Origin of the sequence: Streptomyces sp. NPDC004111 (assembly GCF_042874215.1) — a bacterium.
Classification (GTDB): Bacteria; Actinomycetota; Actinomycetes; order Streptomycetales; family Streptomycetaceae; genus Streptomyces.
In genome coordinates this window covers 98,534-116,372 of the sequence record NZ_JBIAMU010000001.1, presented here as the reverse complement: position 1 = coordinate 116,372, position 17,839 = coordinate 98,534, and the positions used below count along the sequence as shown (strand labels likewise).

Genomic DNA, 17,839 nt, shown 5'->3' with positions numbered 1-17,839 from the left:
GCATCCATGGGCGAACCGGCCACCGGGGCGGCCGGTTGCGCCGTCCGTGTGGACCAAGGGGGAAAGCGCAATCCGGCTCGGCACCCGCACCGAATCGTCCCTGCGAGCAGGACATTCCAAGAACCACGCCCCAGCGCGTGACGTTCTTCCTCCGTCCGCCTGCCGAGATCGGAGACCCATGTCCCACGACGCCCCGCGCCCCTTCATCGGCGCCCATGCCCTGCGCGCCCTGCCCCGCGCCGACCGGGAAGCACTGGCCGAACACAGCCGCCACTGCCCCACGTGCCGCGGGGAACTGCACCAGCTTTCCCGTCCCGCGCCCCACAGCTTGCTCGTTCCACCGGAGCTGAAGAGCGCGGTACTGAGACGGATCGCCCACATCACCCAGGTCCCGCCGGCGCCTTCGGCCCCGGACCGGACCAGCCCTCCGGCGACTGCGAGCGACAGCACCCCCGACCCAGAGACCACGGAGCGACGACAGCGGCCGACCCCAGACGCCCGCCAGCCATAACGTTCAGCGAAGTGCCACGTGCCGCCTGCCCCTGGCGTGCCCTCGCCCGGACCACGAGATCTCCACGCGGGGGGCCAGGGGGCCTGCGCCGGGGACGCCGGGCCGACGCTGCTTTCGTGTGGCAGGTATGCCCGGACGGTGGGTCAGGCACCCTGCCACTCAGCTGAGGGGATGTTCCTGGACGGGGCCGACCAAGGGGAGGTGACAGGGGCCTTCCCGGTCGTTGTCAGTGATCGGTGGCCGTCGGGAGCGGACAACCGCGCAGTCGCCGGGTGAGCCCGTCGCTGCCATCGCATCACCGGAACTGACCAGAGGCCGACGGTCGACCGCTCAATCAGGCACACCCGGCCGCTCGGACCACCGGAGCAGGCCGAGGAAGGCGCGATCACCCGCCCGGAGCCGTGCTGGTCCCGCACCGGTGCGAGCGGGTTCCGGCGCCGGGAAGGCGCCGGGCCCCCATGCGGCACCCCGGCACCATGACACAGATGATCATCGGAAACGGGGAGGCGCCCGCCGTCGGCCGGCCACGGGCGCCCGGTACCCCGGGAACGGATGGATTCAGGACCGGGCGAGGCGCCCTTCTGCAAGTGCAGGCCGCGCCTGGAGCCGGCGGAATGGGGGCGGGGGAGATGACCCAGCATCACTTTGCCGCACCGAACGACCCCACCACCCCAGCACCTGGCCCTGGACACCGCCGTCATGACCGACACCGTGAACCGTGCCCACCGGGCGCTGTCGATGCGCCCGTTGTCCCATTCCGACGAGCCCGCCCTGCTGGTGCACCTGCGGCGCGGGCACCTCGGCCTCCTGCTGGCGGAACTTCTGCCGCGCCTGCGCAGCACGGACTGCGGTACCACCCGCTGGGAATCGAGGCCGCGCGCCGCCTGGTCGGTGAGGGCGTGCAACTGATCGAATTGTGCGAGGGGTTCGGGCCGGTGTGGGCCGGGCGTGTGATCGAGGCGATCGACGGTGCGGTCCCCGTGGGCACGGTGGGCTACGGACCCGAAGCCGTCGATCAGGTGCACGCGATCTTCTCCTGACGAGAGACGGCTCCTTTCACTTGACGGCGCCGTGGAAGAGGCCGGCCCTCGTGCCGCATCCCCTCGCGACGGCCCGGGAGTTGTGGAGCGTATCGAGGGGGCGCTCGACTTCGGAGATCTGCGTACGGGCGGGTCCGGGTGGCCCGCACCCGCCGACTGCGGTTTCGGGCCACCCGTTCGTGGGCCGGTCAGCGTGTTCTGCCGCTCCTGCGGTGGCGGCGGGCGGGCTGTTTGGGCGGGCTGTACGCCAGCAGCAGGGCCAGGAGGAGTGGTACGGCCGTCATCACACTGAAGATCATCGGCCGGTCACCCGCCACGCACCCGGCGCCTTCCGGCGGCCTGGGCCCCGTTCCAGCGCCAGGCCGACCGCCCTGGACATGGCCGTGTGGGTCCCCCGGCGGCCGCGGCGGCACCAGCCGGCGAGCGCACGGGCCAGGGCGGAGTCGCAGAAGGTGACGGCGCGGGTGTCGAGGGCGAGATGCCGGTATCCGTAGACCGCGGCAGCGGCCAGCACGACCCGCAGCGGTGCCGCGGCGAAGTGGTCGACCTCGCCGACGAGCCGTACCAGCAGGGTGTCGTCGTGCGAGACGCAGCGGAGGTCTATGAGCGGGGTGTCCGCCTCGCCCTGGTCGACGGGAGTGTCCGCCTCGTCTGCGTCGGGCCGGGTGACTATCGGGGAACTGATCATGATGCTCACACACGCACAACACCCCCGATCCGGGTCGGGGAAACGGTGACACCGTCTGCTTCACCCGCTCGGTGACCGGGATGCGGACCCCAAGAGGGAACCGTGCTTGTGGAGCGTCACAAACCCCGGCGAGACGTGTCCACCCCTTCGCCCCGTGTGTGGAACCTCAGGGGCAGGCAGGGTTGCAGCGGAATCGGCGAGCCCGCCAGGACCGGTGCCATGGACCTCATCGCGGACGACGCGGGCCGGGCACAGCCTTGTCCGGTAGGTGAAGAAGCCCGCAAGAGGGTGCTGTTGAACTCTCAACGGGTGCAGACTGCTTGAGTGTGCGCCCGGCCTGGCCCCTGCTGGAGCTGTCCTTGATGACGGACTTCGTCGGGGGTGTGTGGTCGTGCCGGAACGGTTGCGTGTTGCGGTGCTTCTCCTGACCGAAGCGGCCCGGGAGCCGGATCCGCTCCGTCTTCCGCTGCGGATGGCGAAGGCCCTGTGCGCGGGGATGGGCGCGCAGGGTGCTGCCGTGACCCTTGTCCCGCACACCGTCGGGGCACAGCTGCTCTGCGCGTCCGACGCGGTGGCGCTGCGGCTGGCGGAGCTGCAGTTCGAAGTGGGCCACGGGCCCGGCATCGCCTGCGCCGTCAGCGGGGAGCCAGTGGTGGTCGAGGAGTGCCAGCACTTCCATCTGTTGTGGCCCCTTTTCAGTAGCGCTGTCGGCGAGCAGCTGCCGCAGGTGCAGGGACTGTGGGCGTTTCCCGTCCTGGGTGGCGGCGAGGTGGTGGCCACCGTCCTCCTGTACCGGACCCGCCCGTGGCCCGCGCACCGAGGGGCCCTGCAGCAGGGCATGTTCGCCGCCCAGGTGGTGGCCGGGCTCCTGAAGCACTTTCAGGACACGCTCCTCGACGACGAAGCCGGCCCCCTCTGGGAGCCCAGGGAGGTGATCGACGCGCATTGGCTCAGTGCCCACCGCGCCGCAGGGGCACTCGCCGAACACCTCGGAGTGACGGCCCCCGAGGCCCTGCTGCTGATGCGGGCGAGGTCCCTGCGCACCGGCATACCCCTCCCGCAGCTCGCCGCCGGCATCGCACGCGGTCCGGCGTCCTGGACCAGCGACTGAGACGGCACAAGATGTCTCGGGGGGACCGCTATCAGGGAAGGGGCGGGGGCGGGGGCACGGCCGGGGCGGCCGGTCCACGGTCTCGGCCCAGTCCGTATCCCAGCCCACCGGCCCGCGCGGCGGCAGGAGAGTGCTTCCTTCCGCCGCGTACGCGCCCGAAACGTTCATGCGCCGCACCCCCGCCGTGCACAGCCGTCCGCCCCTCGGCCATACCGGCCATCCGCCCTCGACTCCTACGACGGCACTCTGTTGCTCGTCTCCCACGACCCGTCACCTCGTCGCAGCCGTACGGGTCGCCCGCCGACTGCACCTGGAGGACGGCCGGGTCTCCGGCGCCCAGGAGCAGCGCGAAGTCTTCGCGCGCTTACCCCGCGCCGACCCAACCTGCCCTGCGCCGGCTCCTTGGCGCAAAACGATCGTTTGACCGCGGCAGGGTCCGACTGGGGCTGGGGGCGACGGTCAGCGGTAGGCGGCGAGGAAGGCGCGGGCGCCGGCGGTGGCGTAGCGGTCGAGGTCGGCCTCGGTGTGCTGGGTGCTGCCGGTGAACATGGCTCTGTTCACGGGGATCCACAGCAGCAGGCCGGAGAAGTGGTTCGCGGCCAGGAGGGTGTCGTCGATGCGCAGGAGCCCTTGGTCGGTCAGGCGCTGGAAGGTCGCCGCCAGCGTGGTGAGCCCTCGTTGGAAGCCTTGCTCGTACCACTGGGTTCCCAGCTCCGGGAAGGCGTCGGCGTTGGCGATGATCAGGCGCCGCAGCTGGATCACCCGGGGGTCGGTGAGGGTGGTCAGGAACTGGCGGGCGAGCCGGGTCAGGTTCTCTTCCAGGTTGGCGTCGTCGGTGGGGAGGTCGGCCAGCAGGTCGATTGTGGTGTCGAGCCGGTCGGTGGTGGCCAGGACGATGTCGGCGAAGAGCTTCTCCTTGTCGGAGAAGTGCTTGTAGACGGTCTGCTTGGACACCGCGGCCAGCTTCGCGATGTCGTCCATGCTCGTTCCGGCGTATCCCTTGTCCAGGAAGACGCTGGTCGCGGCCTCCAGAATCGCCTCGTGCTTACGCGCTGAACGGGTGTCCACCATCGGCTCCTTCTCCATGCGACTGCCCCCTGCACAAGAGTACTGGACTGACCAGTACTCATTTGGGTACTGTACCGTCCAGTTCCCAAAGTGCGGGGCGTTCCGGCCCCGCGCACCCCGCAGACCTATGGAGTGGTTCCCCATGGACAAGGTGTTCTCCGCCGACGGCACGGCCATCGCCTACGAGCGCCTCGGCTCGGGCCCCGCAGTGGTGCTCGTCGGCGGCGCCTTCATGACGCGCGGTGACTCCGCCGCACTGGCCGGCCTGCTGTCCGAGCACTTCACCGTCATCACCTACGACCGCCGGGGCCGAGGCGACAGCACCGACAGCCCGGCCTACGACGTACAGCGTGAGGTCGAGGACCTGGACGCCCTGATCGAGTGCGCGGGTGGGGCGGCGATGGTCTTCGGCATGTCGTCCGGCGCCGCACTGGCGCTGGAGGCCGTAGCCCGGGGCAGCGCCGTCTCCCGGCTGGCCCTGTACGAGCCGCCCTTCATCACCGACTCCAGCCGGCCGTCGCTGCCCGCCGACTACGTCGCCCACCTGACGGCACTGGTGGAGCAGGGCGCGTACGGCGAGGCGGTCGCCTACTTCATGACCGAGGCCGTAGGCATGCCCGCCGAGGCCGTCGCCGGGATGCGGCAGGCGCCCTTCTGGACGGGTATGGAGGCCACCGCCCGCACCCTGCCCTACGACGGGCAGGTCATGGGCGACACCATGTCCGGCCGGCCGCTGCCCGCCGACCGCTGGCAGTCCGTGACCGTCCCCGTCCTCGTCGGCAGCGGAGACGCCGGCGCCCCGCACATGCTCACCGGCGCGCGCGAACTCGCCGCCTTGGCGGACAACTTCACCTTGCACGTCTTCCCCGGCCAGGAGCACGACATCGCCCCCGAGCTCCTCGCCCCCGTCCTGACCGGCTTCCTCGCCAGCGGGGAGCAGGCGTGAGCAAGGCCTTCGCCGGTCCGGGCATGCCCATGGACACCCAGATCTCCGGCGGGGCGGACACCGTACGGCATGCTTGGCCCATCGCTGCTCGCCGTGATCAAGATGTTCGTACTGAAACGGAGTGACCCCACCGATGCACGGGCTGGCATTGCATCACTCAATGCCGCCACCCAGCCACCAGCCGTGCAGCCACCACAGATCTAACGATGCGTTGGCCCCGTGGCTGGTCCTTGACCAGCTCTCAGCCTTCCCGCCCACTGCGACCTCCGGGGCACAGGTGAAAGGAGCGGGGCCGGCGCTGGCGGTGCTGGCCGCGCCGGTGCTGGCCGTTGCGAAGCTACTGAAGCAGCCAGCCGGAGCTGGAGATTCACCACCATTGCAACGGACCCGTCGACCAACATGCCTTGACGCGATGCAAGATCCCCCTGGCCGAGGTAAGCGGCCAGGGGAACGACAATGTCCGGCAGGCCCGAGCCGGAGCTCACCGCCCCGAGGGGTGGTCGCAAAAGCCTGCCGGACCCACCAGCCGGAAAGGCTGACCTGCGGATCATAGGCGGGATTCGAAACGCCGCACCCATGCTGTGCGTTGTTCCGCTCTGGATGATCCCTCTCCGACGCTCCCGCCCACGACTGCGGGGATGTTCCCGAGCCCGGCCCCCGCTTGCCGCTGGTCACCCTGGACGAGGCGCGGCAAATGGCTGAGCTACCGGCGTTCCTCGGTGAGGGCGAGGGCCAGAACCTCTACCGGGCAGGCCAGTTGGTGAGCCACCTGGCGCGACGGCCCCTCAGCGCGGGCAGCTAGCAGCCGCCGTTGGTCTTGTACTCGACGATGGTCGAGGTGTGATCGCCGTACGTGATCCGGAAGTAGATGTGGTAGCTCTCGCTCACGTTGTGCTGGCCCTTGACGTAGTTGTCATCGGCCCACACGGGGACCATCTTCCATTTGTCATTGACGCCCTTGTAGTTGTACTCGACGAGGGGCCCTCGCAGGTCGTTCTTGACGTTGTCCCACACCTCCCACCAGTCACCACACGGAGAGAACCGCACGCCGGCGGTGTTGCCCGGCGTCTGCGTCCAGTTGCGGTACGGCACGGCGGCCGCTGCCTGCGGTGCGGTGGTCAGCAGCAGGCCGGCTGCTGAAACGACGGCCCCGACCGCGAGTAAGGCCCGGCGCCTGGTGCTCCTCGACTTCATGTGAACCCCCACGTCTGAGTGAACGGACAGTGAAAAGCTAGGAGTTGGAGCGGCGGGTGGCATCAGGGCTGTCACTGAATTCGTGTCACCGGTGACACGGAGGCGAGTGCTCACCGCTCTCGGCCTGTCCCCGGACCCGCTGCAGCAACTCGCGGTCATCATGGGCCCGCAGTGCGCACGGACGCGGGACGAGAGGCCCCGAAGTCCCGCCGCCCGGTCCAAGCTGAGCGAGCGGGACCAGACCTGGACTCTGGCTCGGAGCGAGACGCTTGTCGGGCGCCGGTCCACTGGACTCTCACCCTGTCCGCCCGTGCGCAGATGCTGAGGCGTCACGGGCACAGCACACCAGGTGTCGGCCTGGCGGGCGATGGAGGGCGATGAGGATCCTGTCACCGGTTGGGTGAAGGACACGTGGCCGCAGGCGGAAGCACGGCGGCGGAGCGGAGGGCTTGGGTCGCCCTTGAGGAGGAGGCCGGATTCTTGACGACGCCGCCCACTTCCCGCACGTGGACCCGGCGCCGGCGCACACCGGCGATCAGGGTGCGTGGCCGGTTCCAGCGCCGCATGTCTGTCGCAGCCCTGGCCTGCTGCAAACCAGGCGAACGTTCCCGGCTGATCCACCGGCCCCACCGGCATGGCGACCAGCCCTGCCTGGACCGACTACCGCGATCTGTTGATCGCAGCCCACCACCAGCTCGGCGGCCCCTTCGTACTGATCTGGGACAACCTGAACGTCCACAAGGACGCCCACATGCGGGCCTTCGTTGACGGCCACGACTGGATCACCGCACATCACCTGCCGACCTATGCGCCTGACCTCGTTCCGGTCGAGGGCATCTGGTCCCTGCTGCGGCGCAGATGCCGGGCCGACACCGCATTCACCCAACCCGAACACCTCATCCGTGCACTGCGGCGCGGCCTCCGCGAAGTGCAGTAGCCGGAGCGAAGTGATCGACGGATGCCTCGCAGCAACCGGCCTCACCCTCACGACACCACGACTGCAAGGTCAGTAGTTCCCGCTGGTGGTGGACTCCTGGAGCACCGTGCATGCGCTGCTCCACCAGGGAAGGCCCTCGCGTACCTGGGCAAGGCGGCGATCCGTGTAATTCGGAGGGGCGTCGGGCACTCCTGGAGCGTCCAGAAGGTGGAAGTCGGCGGCCTTGCCTTCGATGGCCAGTTCACCATCGGGGAAGAGGGAGCACTCCAGTCGCCAGATCCTTTTGGTCCTGGACGGTGTGCTTGACATGATCGCGAAGTTCAGCAGATCCCGTTCCAGTGGTTCTTCGCTCCACTGGAACGACTGAAGCCCTCGCACGACGAGCAGCCCGGCGTTTCCCGTCCGGTACTGCAGTGCGGAACGCATGTCCAGGAGCAGACCGGCTCGTCCGGTGAGGGGGCACACCCGGCAGTCGAGCAGTCCCACCTCTTGCAGCGCATCGGACTCGACCAGAGGATCCCAGTCGACAGGGACGGCCGAAGAGCGGGTGTCGGTACCGATGAACAGATCCTCGATAAGTGTCATAGGCCTCGAATGTAATGCTCCAGCATGAGCCCGCCCCTGTAACACGTCGGCCCCCGGCCGCTGCCGACCCGGCTGGGCTGCTGGAACTCCTCCAGCACGGCCTTCGGGCAGAGCGGGGCCTCACCACCTGTGAGTGGCCGACTTTCACCAGCTTCCCGCCTGCGCCCCGGATCCTGATCCGGTCGAGGGCATCGGGTTGCTCCTGCGGCACCGGACCTTGTTCCGCTGGGGCCAGTCGCTGGACAGGACGATCTCTCCATGGGAAGGGGTGAAGCCTGTGAGACGTGAGCAACCCCCTTCGGTTCTGCGTCGTGGGCAGCCTCCAGTGCGACGCCCGCGGCTACGACGAGACGCACCCGCAGAAGGGAGCGGCACTGAACGCGGACCACCGGCTGCCGTAGCACCGGTCCCGAACCCGGATCGGGCGAATGCCGGGCGGCCTTGTCTCTTGCTTGCACCCATACCCCTCGCTTCTCAGCGGCGCGTCTCATCCGTTCCGGTGCGGGACGCCTCGCGGCGGTCCTGCCACTCGCGCCGCAGCCTGCGGCTCTGGACCACGTAGACAAGTACGGGAGCGAGGCAGACCAGGACCGTCAGCGTCGTCCAGACGAGCATCGCGGGATGCGTGCGTCCGGCGAAGGCGCCGTAGACCGCCAGTCCGGTCAGACAGGTCGCCCAGAACAGGTGGACCCGGAACGTGGACCCCAGCACGTCCGGGGACGCGGAGTCGCCCTTGGGCGTCACCACGAACCTGCTCCTGCGCCGGAGCAGCGCGTTGAGCAGGGTCCACGCGTAAATCGGAGCCAGGATCGCGCTCATGGCCATGCCTGCGACACCCGAGGAGCCCGCCGGTTCGTGCGGACTGACGTTGTGACGGCGGTTCCACACGTACAGGCCGATCTGGAGCGCGGTCGCGTTGCCGAACAGCAGCAGCCACAGGACGGGGTCCACCGTCACGCTTCCGGCGCCCTGCATGTAGTAGAGGCCGAGGGAGACGCCCGCGAGTATCCAGGTCAGTGAGACCAGCGGGTACCAGGAGAGCAGGAAGAGGTAGTTCAGCAGCGTGCCGCGAGACAGGGTGAACGGGGCCTTCCAGAAGGCCGTGAGGAGGGTTTCGTAAGTGCCCCGGCTCCAGCGCATCTGCTGCGTGAAGAAGTCGGTCCAGCTGGAGGGGCCCTCGCCGACCGCGAGCACGTCGGGGGTGTACACCGAGCGCCATCGCTGTCCGGTGTCGGGGTTGCGCCCCTGGTGGATGCGCAGTCCGGTGAGGAAGTCCTCGGTGATGCTGTCCTGGAACCCGCCGATCTGCTGCAGCACGCTGCGTCGGACGGTGAGATTGGTGCCGACCAGCATGGGCGAGCCGTAGCGGTTGCCCGCGCGCTGGATCAGGGCGTGGAAGAGGTACTGCTGGCTCTCCGCGCCGCGGGTCACGGCGTTGTCGTAATTGCCGTAGACCTGGGGTCCGACGACGAACGCGACGTCCTTGTCGCGGAAGTAACCGAGCATGCGCTCAAGGAAGTTGGGCAGCGGCACGTGGTCGGTGTCCACGGCCGCGATGAACTCGTAGTCGGCCCCGTGCGCGTCCAGCCACGCGTTGTAGTTGCCGTGCTTGGTCTTCGCCCTGAGGTTGCCCTTGCGCTGATTCCACCGCGGCACCCCCTTGCGGGAGAAGTGGTGCACGCCGAGGTCCTCGCACATCGCCCGTGCCTCGGGGTCGTCACCCTCGTCGAGCAGCCACACGTGCACCAGGCCCCGGTGGCGCACGCGCACGGCGGCCGTCAGCGTGTTCCGCAGCATCTCCAGCGGTTCCTTGCCCGGTACGAACGCGGTCAGGAAAGCGACTCTGGTACCGGTCTCCGGCACGAGGGGTACAGGATCGCGTGCGAACAGCGCGGCATGGGCGTTGGAGGTGATCATCACCAGACGGGCCGCCTCGATGCCTCCCAGCAGCGCCACCATCACCGGCCAGGTGCCGGGGCTGTGGAGCCAGTGCGCGGGCTGGAGCAGCCAGACCAGGAGGGCAAGCGAGAGCACGGGTGCGGCGATCAGGAGCAGTGCGGCACGGAAGCGGTGCGGTTCCATGCTGAGCAGGGACCGGTACCGGACCCGGGTGGGACCGGAGCCCCGTGTCGTGGTCAGTGGTCCGGCCAGCCTGCTGTAGTGCTCGTAGTCGTAACCGGGCAGCGGGCGCAGCGGGGCCAGCAGTTGCCGGACGCGCTTCCGCACCGAGGCGGTGTCTCCCCCGTCTCCGTTCGGGCCCTTTCCGGTCCGGCGCGGGGTGTCGGGGTCGGGCGGCAGGGGGCCGGACGGGCGGACCGGCTCGGGCCTGCGGCCCCGGCTGCGCCTGGGCACCGGGCCCGTCCGGGTGTCGGGCGAGGCCTGGAAGGTGAGTTCCAGGGTGCCGTGCGCGGTGGTGCTGGTGGGGTGCGGCGGGGTGAGCAGCGCGCCGCCCGGACGCCCGCCGAGCCGGTGGAAGGCCTGGATCTCGGCCAGGTCGGCGACGCGCCGCTCCAGGGCGGGGTCCTCCGGCGGGGTGAGGGCGACGGCTTCGGTCAGGCACTGGACGGCTTCGACGATCACCTCGGGGTCCTGGGTCCAGCGGTAAAGCTCCTTCAGCGCGTGTCCGAGGTTGACCAGGACGGCGGGCCGGATCGGGTCGTCGGCGGGGACGTCCTCGCGCAGGAGCCGTGCGTTGGCGATCGACTCGTGGAGCAGTTCCGGGTCGCCCACGTCATGGGCGCTGTTCACCCGGGCGGCGATCTCCGCGTTGAGGCGCGCCGGGTCGTGGCGGGGGCCGGCCGGGCGCTCCGTGGGGTCGCCGGGGAGGGAGGAGGCCGGTTCGAGTCCGGCGCGTGCCAGCAGGAGGAGTACGTGCCGTTGCAGGCCCGCCATGTGGGCGTGCACGGGGTCGGGGGCGGCGACGGCGCGCTCCGGTGGTTGTGCGCGGTCGACGGTGCAGAGGCGCAGCGCGTCGACCGCACGCACGAGGGCCTCTTCCCAAGATGCCGCCGGGAAGGGGGGAGTCGCGGGGAGGGGCGGGTGCGGGGGAATCGGGGGGTGTGTGGGGGCGGGAGGAGATGAAGGGGCCGGTGGGATGGGTGGTGTCGAGGGGGAGGGAGGGGTCGGGAGGTCCTCGGATTCCGGGGCGGGGCCGGAACCGGGCGCCGAGGCGGAGCTTGAGACCGGACCTGGGTCCGGGCCGGAACCGGAGGCAGGACCTGAACCCGAGTCCGAGGCGGAGCCCGAGGCCGGACCTGCACCTGAGTCCGAGGCGGAACCCGAGGCCGGGCCAGGACCAGTGTTTCCCGGGTGGGCGTGCCAGGACTTGGTTCGCTGTGTGCGGCGCGTCGTCGCCGTCTCCAGTGCGGCGGTGCAGGCCGCCACGGCCACAGCGACCTCCTGCCACTCCTGCGTCGGCAGCAACCGCGACTCGATACGCGCGAGCAGGTCCTCGATCTCGCGCAGCGTGTCGGCCGGTGGCTCGTACACGGACGAAGGACCGGCGGGGTCCGGGGCGTTCGAGGGTGCGGTGGCCGACGGCGTGGTGGCCGACGGCGCCGCAGCGTGGACGGAGTGCACGAGCAGCAGGGCCCCTTCGGGGCATCCCCGTGTCGCGTTCCTGGCGGGCCGCGGCGCCCCGGGGTGCGCACCGTGGAAGGTGAGCAGCGGGGCGGTGGTGTCGGAGGCGCCCAGGACACGGTTGTACGTGCCGAGTTCCGCGCGCACGCGGGCGGCCCGCGGGCCCAGACCGTCGATGCTGCGCAGCCCTTCGACGAGCAGGCGCAGGCCCTCGGTGCAGGCGGGAAGGGTTCCGCTCGCGTCCAGGAACGCCTTGGCCACTGCTTCGGTGGAGGGCTCCACCAGCCCGGCGCGCATCCGTTCCAGCAGGTACCAGGCGGCCACGACCCCGAGATCGGCGCCCGCCGTTTCGCCGTCCGGCGGCAGGAGGCGGGCGAACTGGGGGCCTTGTGCGGCCGGGTGCGGTTCCCGCAGGAGTTGGAAGCCCAGTGCCGCGCGCCGCAGTGCTGAGGGGGTGCCGGACTTCTGGTCCCACAGGTGCCGGGCCACCAGCGCCGAGGGCCGGTTGGCGTTGCGGGCCAGATAGCCGAGGAGTGCGTGCGCGCCCAAGTCCTGGCCGACGGCGGTCACCGACAGCCGGGGCAGGCCGGTACCGGCGGAGGTCCCGGCAGGGCGGACCGTGACGGCGACGCGGGCGGCGTCCGGCATGCTGTGGAACTGCCACGGCGTGCGGTCGCTGCCCACCTGGAGCAGGTGGACCAGGGGCGGGAGGCCCGCGAAGGTGAGGCGCACGGCGCTCGCGGCGCTGGTGAGCGACTCGGGGGCCTTGTCGGAGACGCGCCAGGCGCCTTCGCGGTGCTCCCAGAGCCTGGCCCACGTCGTGGCGTACAGGGGATCGCGGAAGTCGGTGAACTCCAGTACCCGTTGCGGGACCACGAGGGCGGCGGCGTCCTCCTGCCCGTACGGAAGGAGGGGGAAGAGGTCGTCCACGTCGATCCGGTGCTCCACCGGGCCGGTGTGCGGGACACCCGGGGGGACGTGCACGACCTCGCCCTCCACCCGCCTTCCGGACGGCAGCAGCAGGCGCACCACGTACGCGTCCGCGTCGTGTTCGTCCGTGGGGCCCACCAGTGCCGGGTCGCCGATCGTCAGCACGCCGTCCGCCACCGTGCGCAGCGAGCTGTCGACGACCTCGTAGTAGAGGGGCAGCCCGTTCGCCGGGTCCTGGGGGACATGCACGGTCAGCCGGATGCCTCGTGTCATGACGTCACCCGCAGGCTCATCCGGGACTGCGGGGGCCACACCTGCTGGGGGCGGCTCGTGGTGCTGCCGTCGTACGCGGCCCGCACCGTGTAGATGCCGGCCCGCACGTCCAGTTCCCACTGGCGTACAGTGCGGCCCTCGGCGTCCGGCGGGAAATCGCACGGATCGCCGCCGTGGATGTGCGGACTGTCTGGGGGTTCGTGCGGTACGCAGGTCAGTTTGGTGCGTGCGGCGGCCTCGGGTGGCAGGCAGCGCACGGTGAGCCGGGTGTGCGGGGCCTCGTGCAGCCGGTAGAGGACGGCGTCGCCGACGCTGGTGGTCTCCACGCCGCAGTGCGTGGTGGTGACGGACAGTTCGCGCAGGAGCAGCGTGTCGATGGCCGCCGCTACGCCCTCCATGCGCACCACCCAGCGGCCGGACTCGTCCGTCCCGGCGGCCTGGCCTTCCAGTGCGCGAAGCAGTGCGCTGGTGAGGTGGGAGATCTGGGCGGGGCGTCCGCTCGCTTCCTCGTACGGGGGCATGCGCAGCGTCAGTTCGTTCTCGCACGCGCTGGCGCCGAAAATGCTGCGGTCGGCCAGTGGGTGGGCGAACAGCGGGATCTCGCCGGAGTCGGCGATCCGGCAGGCGTCGACGACGAAGAGCTGGGTTCTCGGCCCGCGCTGCTGGAGCGCGAGCCGGGTGCGGTCGAAGTCGAACGCCTGGCCGAACGGGGAGCCGGGGAAGCGGTTGACGTCGTCGGCGAGCAGCACCTGTCCGTCGCCCTGGAGGCCGTGCCCGCAGAAGTAGAGGAGGGCCATGTTGTCGGGATTGGCCGTGCAGCGCTTCAGCCACTTCTCGAAGGCTTCACGTATGGCGTCGATGGTGGGGGTGACCACCTCGGCCGGAGAGTCGTCCGGCTCGTCTCCCGGTGCCCAGCTCAACAGGACGTCCACCGTGCGTACGGGCAGGTGCCAGGCACCTCGGGGGCCTTCGGCGAGGTGTCTGGCGAAGGCCAGCGCCGAGCGCGGCGGCGAGGTCAGGGGACCGATGCCGTCGAGTGCCAGGGTCTGGCGGGGGCGGGCTTCGGCCCCGCCCCCGAGGTAGGGGTAGCCGCCCACGCCGATGACCAGGGCGTGCAGGCCGGGTCCGGTGCCGGGCTCATCGAAGAACATCGCGCGTCACTCGGCGGCGGGCGCGGGCGCGGGTGCGGGTGCGGGCGTCGGCGTGGCGCCGGCGGTGTCCGGGGCCTGGTCCGGTGATGCGCCGGGGCGGGCCCGGAGGCGTTCCGCGAGCCGGTGGTGGAAGCTCGGGCGCAGGAAGTAGCCGGAGTGCGCGTGCAGCAGGCCGCGGCCCGTCGAGTACCGGAAGTCCTCGCCCCGTTCGAAGATGCGGCCGGTGGCGAAGCCCAGGACGTCCGTCGTGTCGTAGACGTTGATCCAGTGTCCGACGTTCGCCGGTACGGGGGCCCGGTCCGTGGCGGGGTCGAGCGGCGGGGGAACGGCGGGCAGCAGACCGAGTTCCGCGAAGAGCCCCACCTGCGAGCCGACGGTGACCAGTACGTCGCACTCCAGCTCCGGGCGCAGGTGGGAGAGCAGGTCGTACACGATGTTGCCGCCCATGCTGTGGGCGACGACCACCAGGAGGGGGTCGTCCGCCGTGCGCGCCTTCGCGCCTTCCGCCAGGGCGTCGCCGACGGTGCGGGCGATGGCGCCCCGCGCTCCGTCCGTCTCGCGCTGGCGCAGGTACGTCAGTACGTCGCCCAGGAAGACCGAGGTCTGGCGGTGCATCCAGCCGCGCAGCACCATTGCTCCCGAGCTGACGCCCCTGGGCGCGGCGGAGCCGACCCGCGTCACCGCCTCGCGCAGGCGCCAGACCGCTTTGCGGTGATCGGCTCTGCCATGACCTGTGGAGCGGGACCGCCCGAAGCTCTCGACCGGGGCGGGGCTCTGCACCGGGCCGTTGCCCGCATCCGGTTCCGTTTCGGCTTCGGCGATCAGCCTGTCCAGTAACTGACCGTCCGTCATCTGCGCGGAGAGCCACTGCTCGGGCGAGGCCAGCCGGGCGGCCGACGAGGCGCGAGCGCCGAGTGCGGCGAGCGCGTCGGCCTCCTCGGGCAGTGCCCGCTCGGCGACGACCGCCCACAGCAGGTCCACCGCGTCCTCCGGGCTCTGGCGCGCCAGGGCCACCAGTGGGGCCCTGCCCGCGTCCTCGGAGAGTTCGGTGAGCACGGAGAGCCACGCGGCGACCTCCGCGTCGGCGTCCGGCTCGCTTCCTCCGTCCCCGCCCTCCCCGCCGAACTTCTCGACGGACCGGCCCACGGGCAGCGACGCGTGGTTCCAGGCGAAGGCGGCAGCGGAGTCGCCCCAATAGGGGTTGAGGACGGTGAGCGCGGAGGGGGAAGCCGTCAGCACGGGGCCCAGGACCGCGCGGTAGAGGGCCGTGCGATGTGCCTGTGTGCGTTCCTCCTTGTCACTCAGGCGTGTCGCCACTCCGTGCACGTGAACAAGCGGCATCCGTTGTCTCCCCCGCGGACGTTGCCGGATTCGGGCCTGAGCAGGCACGACCTGACAAGTGAAGCAGCAAGACGCTCTTGACGGGGGAGCTTTCGCGAGGAGCGGGCCGGCGGTGGCCTCCCGGCGAGGAGAGGTGGCCGCTCGCTTCACCGGGCGGCCACCGCCGGGCCGGGTACGAGCGGACGAACACGAGGCGGGCCTCCGTCCCGGTACCCACGGATGCCTTGCGCCCTGCGTGCCCCCTCCCGGTGCCGATGGCCCTGCGCGTCCAGGTCCCTTCCCCTGCTCAGTAAGCTTGGGCAGCGACATCCCGCCATTGTCGTCACCTGCACCGGCGACCGAGTTGTCTTGACTGGTGGGAGCGGACAGACAATTCCCTTCAAAGGATCTGCCACCCTTCCCATTTCCCAGGTCAGTCGGCTTTCGAGCGGAGTCGTATCTGGCTGCACATTCCTTCGCTGCTCGGGCCCTCGCGAAGGGCAAGGTGCGGCGTGGACTATTCCATCGCCGCCGCGGCCAACTCCCCGTTCCAGGAGCAGTCCATGAACCAGTGCGCGCGGAAGTCCACCGGCATCGGGATCGGGTGCTGCGGGTCGGTGAGGTGACGGAAGAGGTACTCCGTGGCCGTGCAGTCGAACCGACGCCCTGCCTCCGGTCCGTCTCCGACGAGATAGACGGGCCACCGGTCGGGGTCGGGGCCCTCCATGATCCAGTGGAACGACTGCTCGTGCTCGTTGCTCATCCAGGGCACCAGCCCGCCCGGGGCCGGGAACGGCGGATACGGCTCCCAGGGCGCCTGCCCCAGCCGCGCCGCCAATTCTGCGCTCTTGACCAGTTCATCCGGCCTGAACACGCTGTGGAAGCCGTCGAACAAGCCGTTGCCGTACGCCTCGACGAGCGCCTTGTAGTCGCTCGGCAGGGGTGTACCCAGACAGGACTCGACTGCCGCCCAGTCGACCTGGACCGCAGCCCTCGGCACCCAGCCCGTCACAGCGACGAGCCGCTCCAGCCAGGAGGCCTCCGCAGGCAACTGCTCCGCGGCCGGCGTACTGCGCAGGGCAATCATCAGGGCGGGCCCGGCATCCTCGCCCCGGCCGGACTGCCCGTAGGCGACCCACCGGTTACTGAACGGCCAGGCGTACCGCCATTCGACCTCCCCCGACAAAGGTAGATCGGGCAGCCGGTCGGCGCCGCCGAATGGCTCGCCGTACCGGTCGGAAAGCGTCTCGACAAGGGTGCCGAGGTCAGCACGAGCGGAGACGGGCAGGCAGACATGACCCGGCGAATGCGGGTGCCGACGGCAGTCCAGATCCTGGAGATCGGGCCACAGGGTCTCGGCCACGGCGGTCAGAAGCTGTTCGTCGTCCATGCTCGCGAGTCAAGCATTCGCCGCCGACAACAGAGTCCAGCAAGGCTGGCTCGTACTCTGCCGCCAGCGGCCCCGGCCACATGACCTGCTCAAGCTGAGGTCGGAAAAGGCCTATTGATCACCCCGCCCATGGGATCCGCATCCCGCAAGACTGCTCAACAGAGCTGACCTCAAGAGATGTTGCCAGTACTTCGGGCCAGGCTCCGATCATGAGCACCCGAGCGAGGGGCGGACTCCGGGCGCAGTCGTCGACTTGATCAAGCGGAAGTTCCTGACCGACAACGTGCGCATCTCGCACCCCGACGAGCCGGTCTTCAACCCTGACCTCGGCCAGCACGAACGGGGGCCGCCATTCGTCGCCCACGAGGGGATGGGCGGGGCTTCCCCGTCGGCTTGTGAAGGGTCGACGGTCAGCCTTGCACTCAGGCCGGTGGTGGCATTGGTCCTCCCGCGTTGTGCATCATGCGTTGCAGCACCTTCAGGGTGATCAGGTATTCCTCGTCCGGGACATCCCGGTGGACCTGTGCCCGGCTGGCCCGCTGGGTCTGCGCTGCGTGCTGGTGCAGCGCCCGGCCCTCGTCGGTGATACGGAGCCGGTTGGCCTCGTCTGCCACGAGCAGCCTCCGCTCCACCAGCAGGTCGATGTCCGGGGCCAGGCCGGCCCCGACGTCCAGATTGGCCTGCTGGGCGGTGATCACCTCGTCGCGGGTTGCGCCGGTTTCGCTGTGCAGCACCTGGTGGAGCACCCACCACTGGGGCTGGGTGATCCCGATCGCCGCGAGACGTCCTCGGACGTACGCCGTAAGCGTCTTGTTCGCGGCCCAGGTCCAGTACCCAATGGGCTGGTTGACCAATTGCTCGTCGCTGTGCGAGTACTCCATGACGTCAGCCTCCTCGGCAACGTGGTGGGTGAACCCCATGATCGCCAGCCTCTCGGAGCGTCGGCGGGAAGTCCAAGAGCGAACTCTTCTCGCGACCAGCACCCCTGGTTATGGAGAACTGGCGGGACGACGACACCTGGACGTCGAAGCAGCCGCCCGACCTCAGAAAGCCGATGCTCTCCGGCTCCGCCCACGCTGCCCACCAGGCTGAGACGTGCGGGCCCTGCAAGGCCCG

The 17,839-nt window shown here is 70.2% G+C and carries 13 protein-coding genes and 1 pseudogene; 5 read left to right on the top strand and 9 right to left on the bottom strand.

Annotated elements, in window-relative coordinates; translation table 11 throughout:
* Nucleotides 1-1,210: 1,210 nt before the first annotated feature.
* Together ACFYVL_RS00505 and ACFYVL_RS00500 are read left to right on the top strand one after the other, a co-directional pair.
* Nucleotides 1,211-1,420 (top strand): hypothetical protein, encoded by a 210-nt coding sequence (locus tag ACFYVL_RS00505; RefSeq protein ID WP_389240226.1) that lies wholly within the window; start codon nucleotides 1,211-1,213, stop codon nucleotides 1,418-1,420.
* Complete coding sequence (locus ACFYVL_RS00500) at nucleotides 1,411-1,551, top strand: DUF6506 family protein (protein WP_389240224.1); 141 nt, start codon at nucleotides 1,411-1,413, stop codon at nucleotides 1,549-1,551. The genes ACFYVL_RS00505 and ACFYVL_RS00500 overlap by 10 nt, the downstream gene beginning before the upstream one ends.
* A 295-nt stretch (nucleotides 1,552-1,846) precedes the next feature.
* On the opposite strand, the gene ACFYVL_RS00495 is transcribed toward ACFYVL_RS00500, so the two are convergent.
* Nucleotides 1,847-2,239, bottom strand: a complete 393-nt coding sequence (locus tag ACFYVL_RS00495; RefSeq protein ID WP_389241287.1) for an STAS domain-containing protein — start codon at nucleotides 2,237-2,239, stop codon at nucleotides 1,847-1,849.
* 415 nt (nucleotides 2,240-2,654) lie between these two features.
* On the opposite strand from ACFYVL_RS00495, the gene ACFYVL_RS00490 reads away from it, so the two are divergent.
* A complete protein-coding gene (locus tag ACFYVL_RS00490) occupies nucleotides 2,655-3,350 on the top strand; it encodes a GAF domain-containing protein (RefSeq protein ID WP_389240222.1) in 696 nt (231 codons plus the stop codon).
* 459 nt (nucleotides 3,351-3,809) lie between these two features.
* Here ACFYVL_RS00490 and ACFYVL_RS00485 read toward each other — a convergent pair whose 3' ends face one another.
* Nucleotides 3,810-4,436, bottom strand: a complete 627-nt coding sequence (locus tag ACFYVL_RS00485) for a TetR/AcrR family transcriptional regulator (protein ID WP_389240220.1) — start codon at nucleotides 4,434-4,436, stop codon at nucleotides 3,810-3,812.
* A gap of 124 nt (nucleotides 4,437-4,560) precedes the next feature.
* Between ACFYVL_RS00485 and ACFYVL_RS00480 the strand changes: the two genes are divergently transcribed.
* Nucleotides 4,561-5,364, top strand: a complete 804-nt coding sequence (locus ACFYVL_RS00480) for an alpha/beta fold hydrolase (protein WP_389240217.1) — start codon at nucleotides 4,561-4,563, stop codon at nucleotides 5,362-5,364.
* A 798-nt stretch (nucleotides 5,365-6,162) separates the two neighbouring features.
* Here the strand turns inward: ACFYVL_RS00480 and ACFYVL_RS00475 are convergent.
* A complete protein-coding gene (locus tag ACFYVL_RS00475; RefSeq protein WP_389240215.1) occupies nucleotides 6,163-6,558 on the bottom strand; it encodes a hypothetical protein in 396 nt (131 codons plus the stop codon).
* A gap of 564 nt (nucleotides 6,559-7,122) precedes the next feature.
* Here ACFYVL_RS00475 and ACFYVL_RS00470 point away from each other — a divergent pair.
* A pseudogene (locus ACFYVL_RS00470) lies at nucleotides 7,123-7,571 on the top strand (transposase).
* Here the strand turns inward: ACFYVL_RS00470 and ACFYVL_RS00465 are convergent.
* The 6 genes from ACFYVL_RS00465 to ACFYVL_RS00440 form a co-directional block, all read right to left on the bottom strand.
* Nucleotides 7,565-8,080 (bottom strand): hypothetical protein, encoded by a 516-nt coding sequence (locus tag ACFYVL_RS00465; RefSeq protein WP_389240213.1) that lies wholly within the window; start codon nucleotides 8,078-8,080, stop codon nucleotides 7,565-7,567. The pseudogene ACFYVL_RS00470 and the gene ACFYVL_RS00465 overlap by 7 nt on opposite strands.
* Nucleotides 8,081-8,554: 474 nt before the next feature.
* Complete coding sequence (locus ACFYVL_RS00460) at nucleotides 8,555-10,306, bottom strand: glycosyltransferase family 2 protein (RefSeq protein ID WP_389241286.1); 1,752 nt, start codon at nucleotides 10,304-10,306, stop codon at nucleotides 8,555-8,557.
* Between the two features lie 2,552 nt (nucleotides 10,307-12,858).
* The gene (locus ACFYVL_RS00455) at nucleotides 12,859-14,013 is read right to left on the bottom strand and encodes a caspase family protein (RefSeq protein ID WP_389240211.1); all 1,155 of its coding nucleotides are present in this window, start codon (nucleotides 14,011-14,013) and stop codon (nucleotides 12,859-12,861) included.
* Between the two features lie 6 nt (nucleotides 14,014-14,019).
* Nucleotides 14,020-15,354 (bottom strand): hypothetical protein, encoded by a 1,335-nt coding sequence (locus tag ACFYVL_RS00450; RefSeq protein ID WP_389240209.1) that lies wholly within the window; start codon nucleotides 15,352-15,354, stop codon nucleotides 14,020-14,022.
* Nucleotides 15,355-15,850: 496 nt separating this feature from the next.
* A complete protein-coding gene (locus ACFYVL_RS00445) occupies nucleotides 15,851-16,723 on the bottom strand; it encodes an SMI1/KNR4 family protein (protein ID WP_389240207.1) in 873 nt (290 codons plus the stop codon).
* Between the two features lie 422 nt (nucleotides 16,724-17,145).
* Complete coding sequence (locus ACFYVL_RS00440; RefSeq protein ID WP_389240205.1) at nucleotides 17,146-17,643, bottom strand: MarR family winged helix-turn-helix transcriptional regulator; 498 nt, start codon at nucleotides 17,641-17,643, stop codon at nucleotides 17,146-17,148.
* Nucleotides 17,644-17,839 lie beyond the last annotated feature (196 nt).

Coding starts and splice junctions, on each gene's coding strand:
- ACFYVL_RS00505 (WP_389240226.1), top strand. CDS start 1,211: ATGACCGACACCGTGAACCGTGCCCACCGGGCGCTGTCGATGCGCCCG.
- ACFYVL_RS00495 (WP_389241287.1), bottom strand. CDS start 2,239: ATGATCAGTTCCCCGATAGTCACCCGGCCCGACGCAGACGAGGCGGAC.
- ACFYVL_RS00485 (WP_389240220.1), bottom strand. CDS start 4,436: ATGGAGAAGGAGCCGATGGTGGACACCCGTTCAGCGCGTAAGCACGAG.
- ACFYVL_RS00480 (WP_389240217.1), top strand. CDS start 4,561: ATGGACAAGGTGTTCTCCGCCGACGGCACGGCCATCGCCTACGAGCGC.
- ACFYVL_RS00475 (WP_389240215.1), bottom strand. CDS start 6,558: ATGAAGTCGAGGAGCACCAGGCGCCGGGCCTTACTCGCGGTCGGGGCC.
- ACFYVL_RS00465 (WP_389240213.1), bottom strand. CDS start 8,080: ATGACACTTATCGAGGATCTGTTCATCGGTACCGACACCCGCTCTTCG.
- ACFYVL_RS00455 (WP_389240211.1), bottom strand. CDS start 14,013: ATGTTCTTCGATGAGCCCGGCACCGGACCCGGCCTGCACGCCCTGGTC.
- ACFYVL_RS00450 (WP_389240209.1), bottom strand. CDS start 15,354: ATGCCGCTTGTTCACGTGCACGGAGTGGCGACACGCCTGAGTGACAAG.
- ACFYVL_RS00445 (WP_389240207.1), bottom strand. CDS start 16,723: ATGGACGACGAACAGCTTCTGACCGCCGTGGCCGAGACCCTGTGGCCC.
- ACFYVL_RS00440 (WP_389240205.1), bottom strand. CDS start 17,643: ATGGGGTTCACCCACCACGTTGCCGAGGAGGCTGACGTCATGGAGTAC.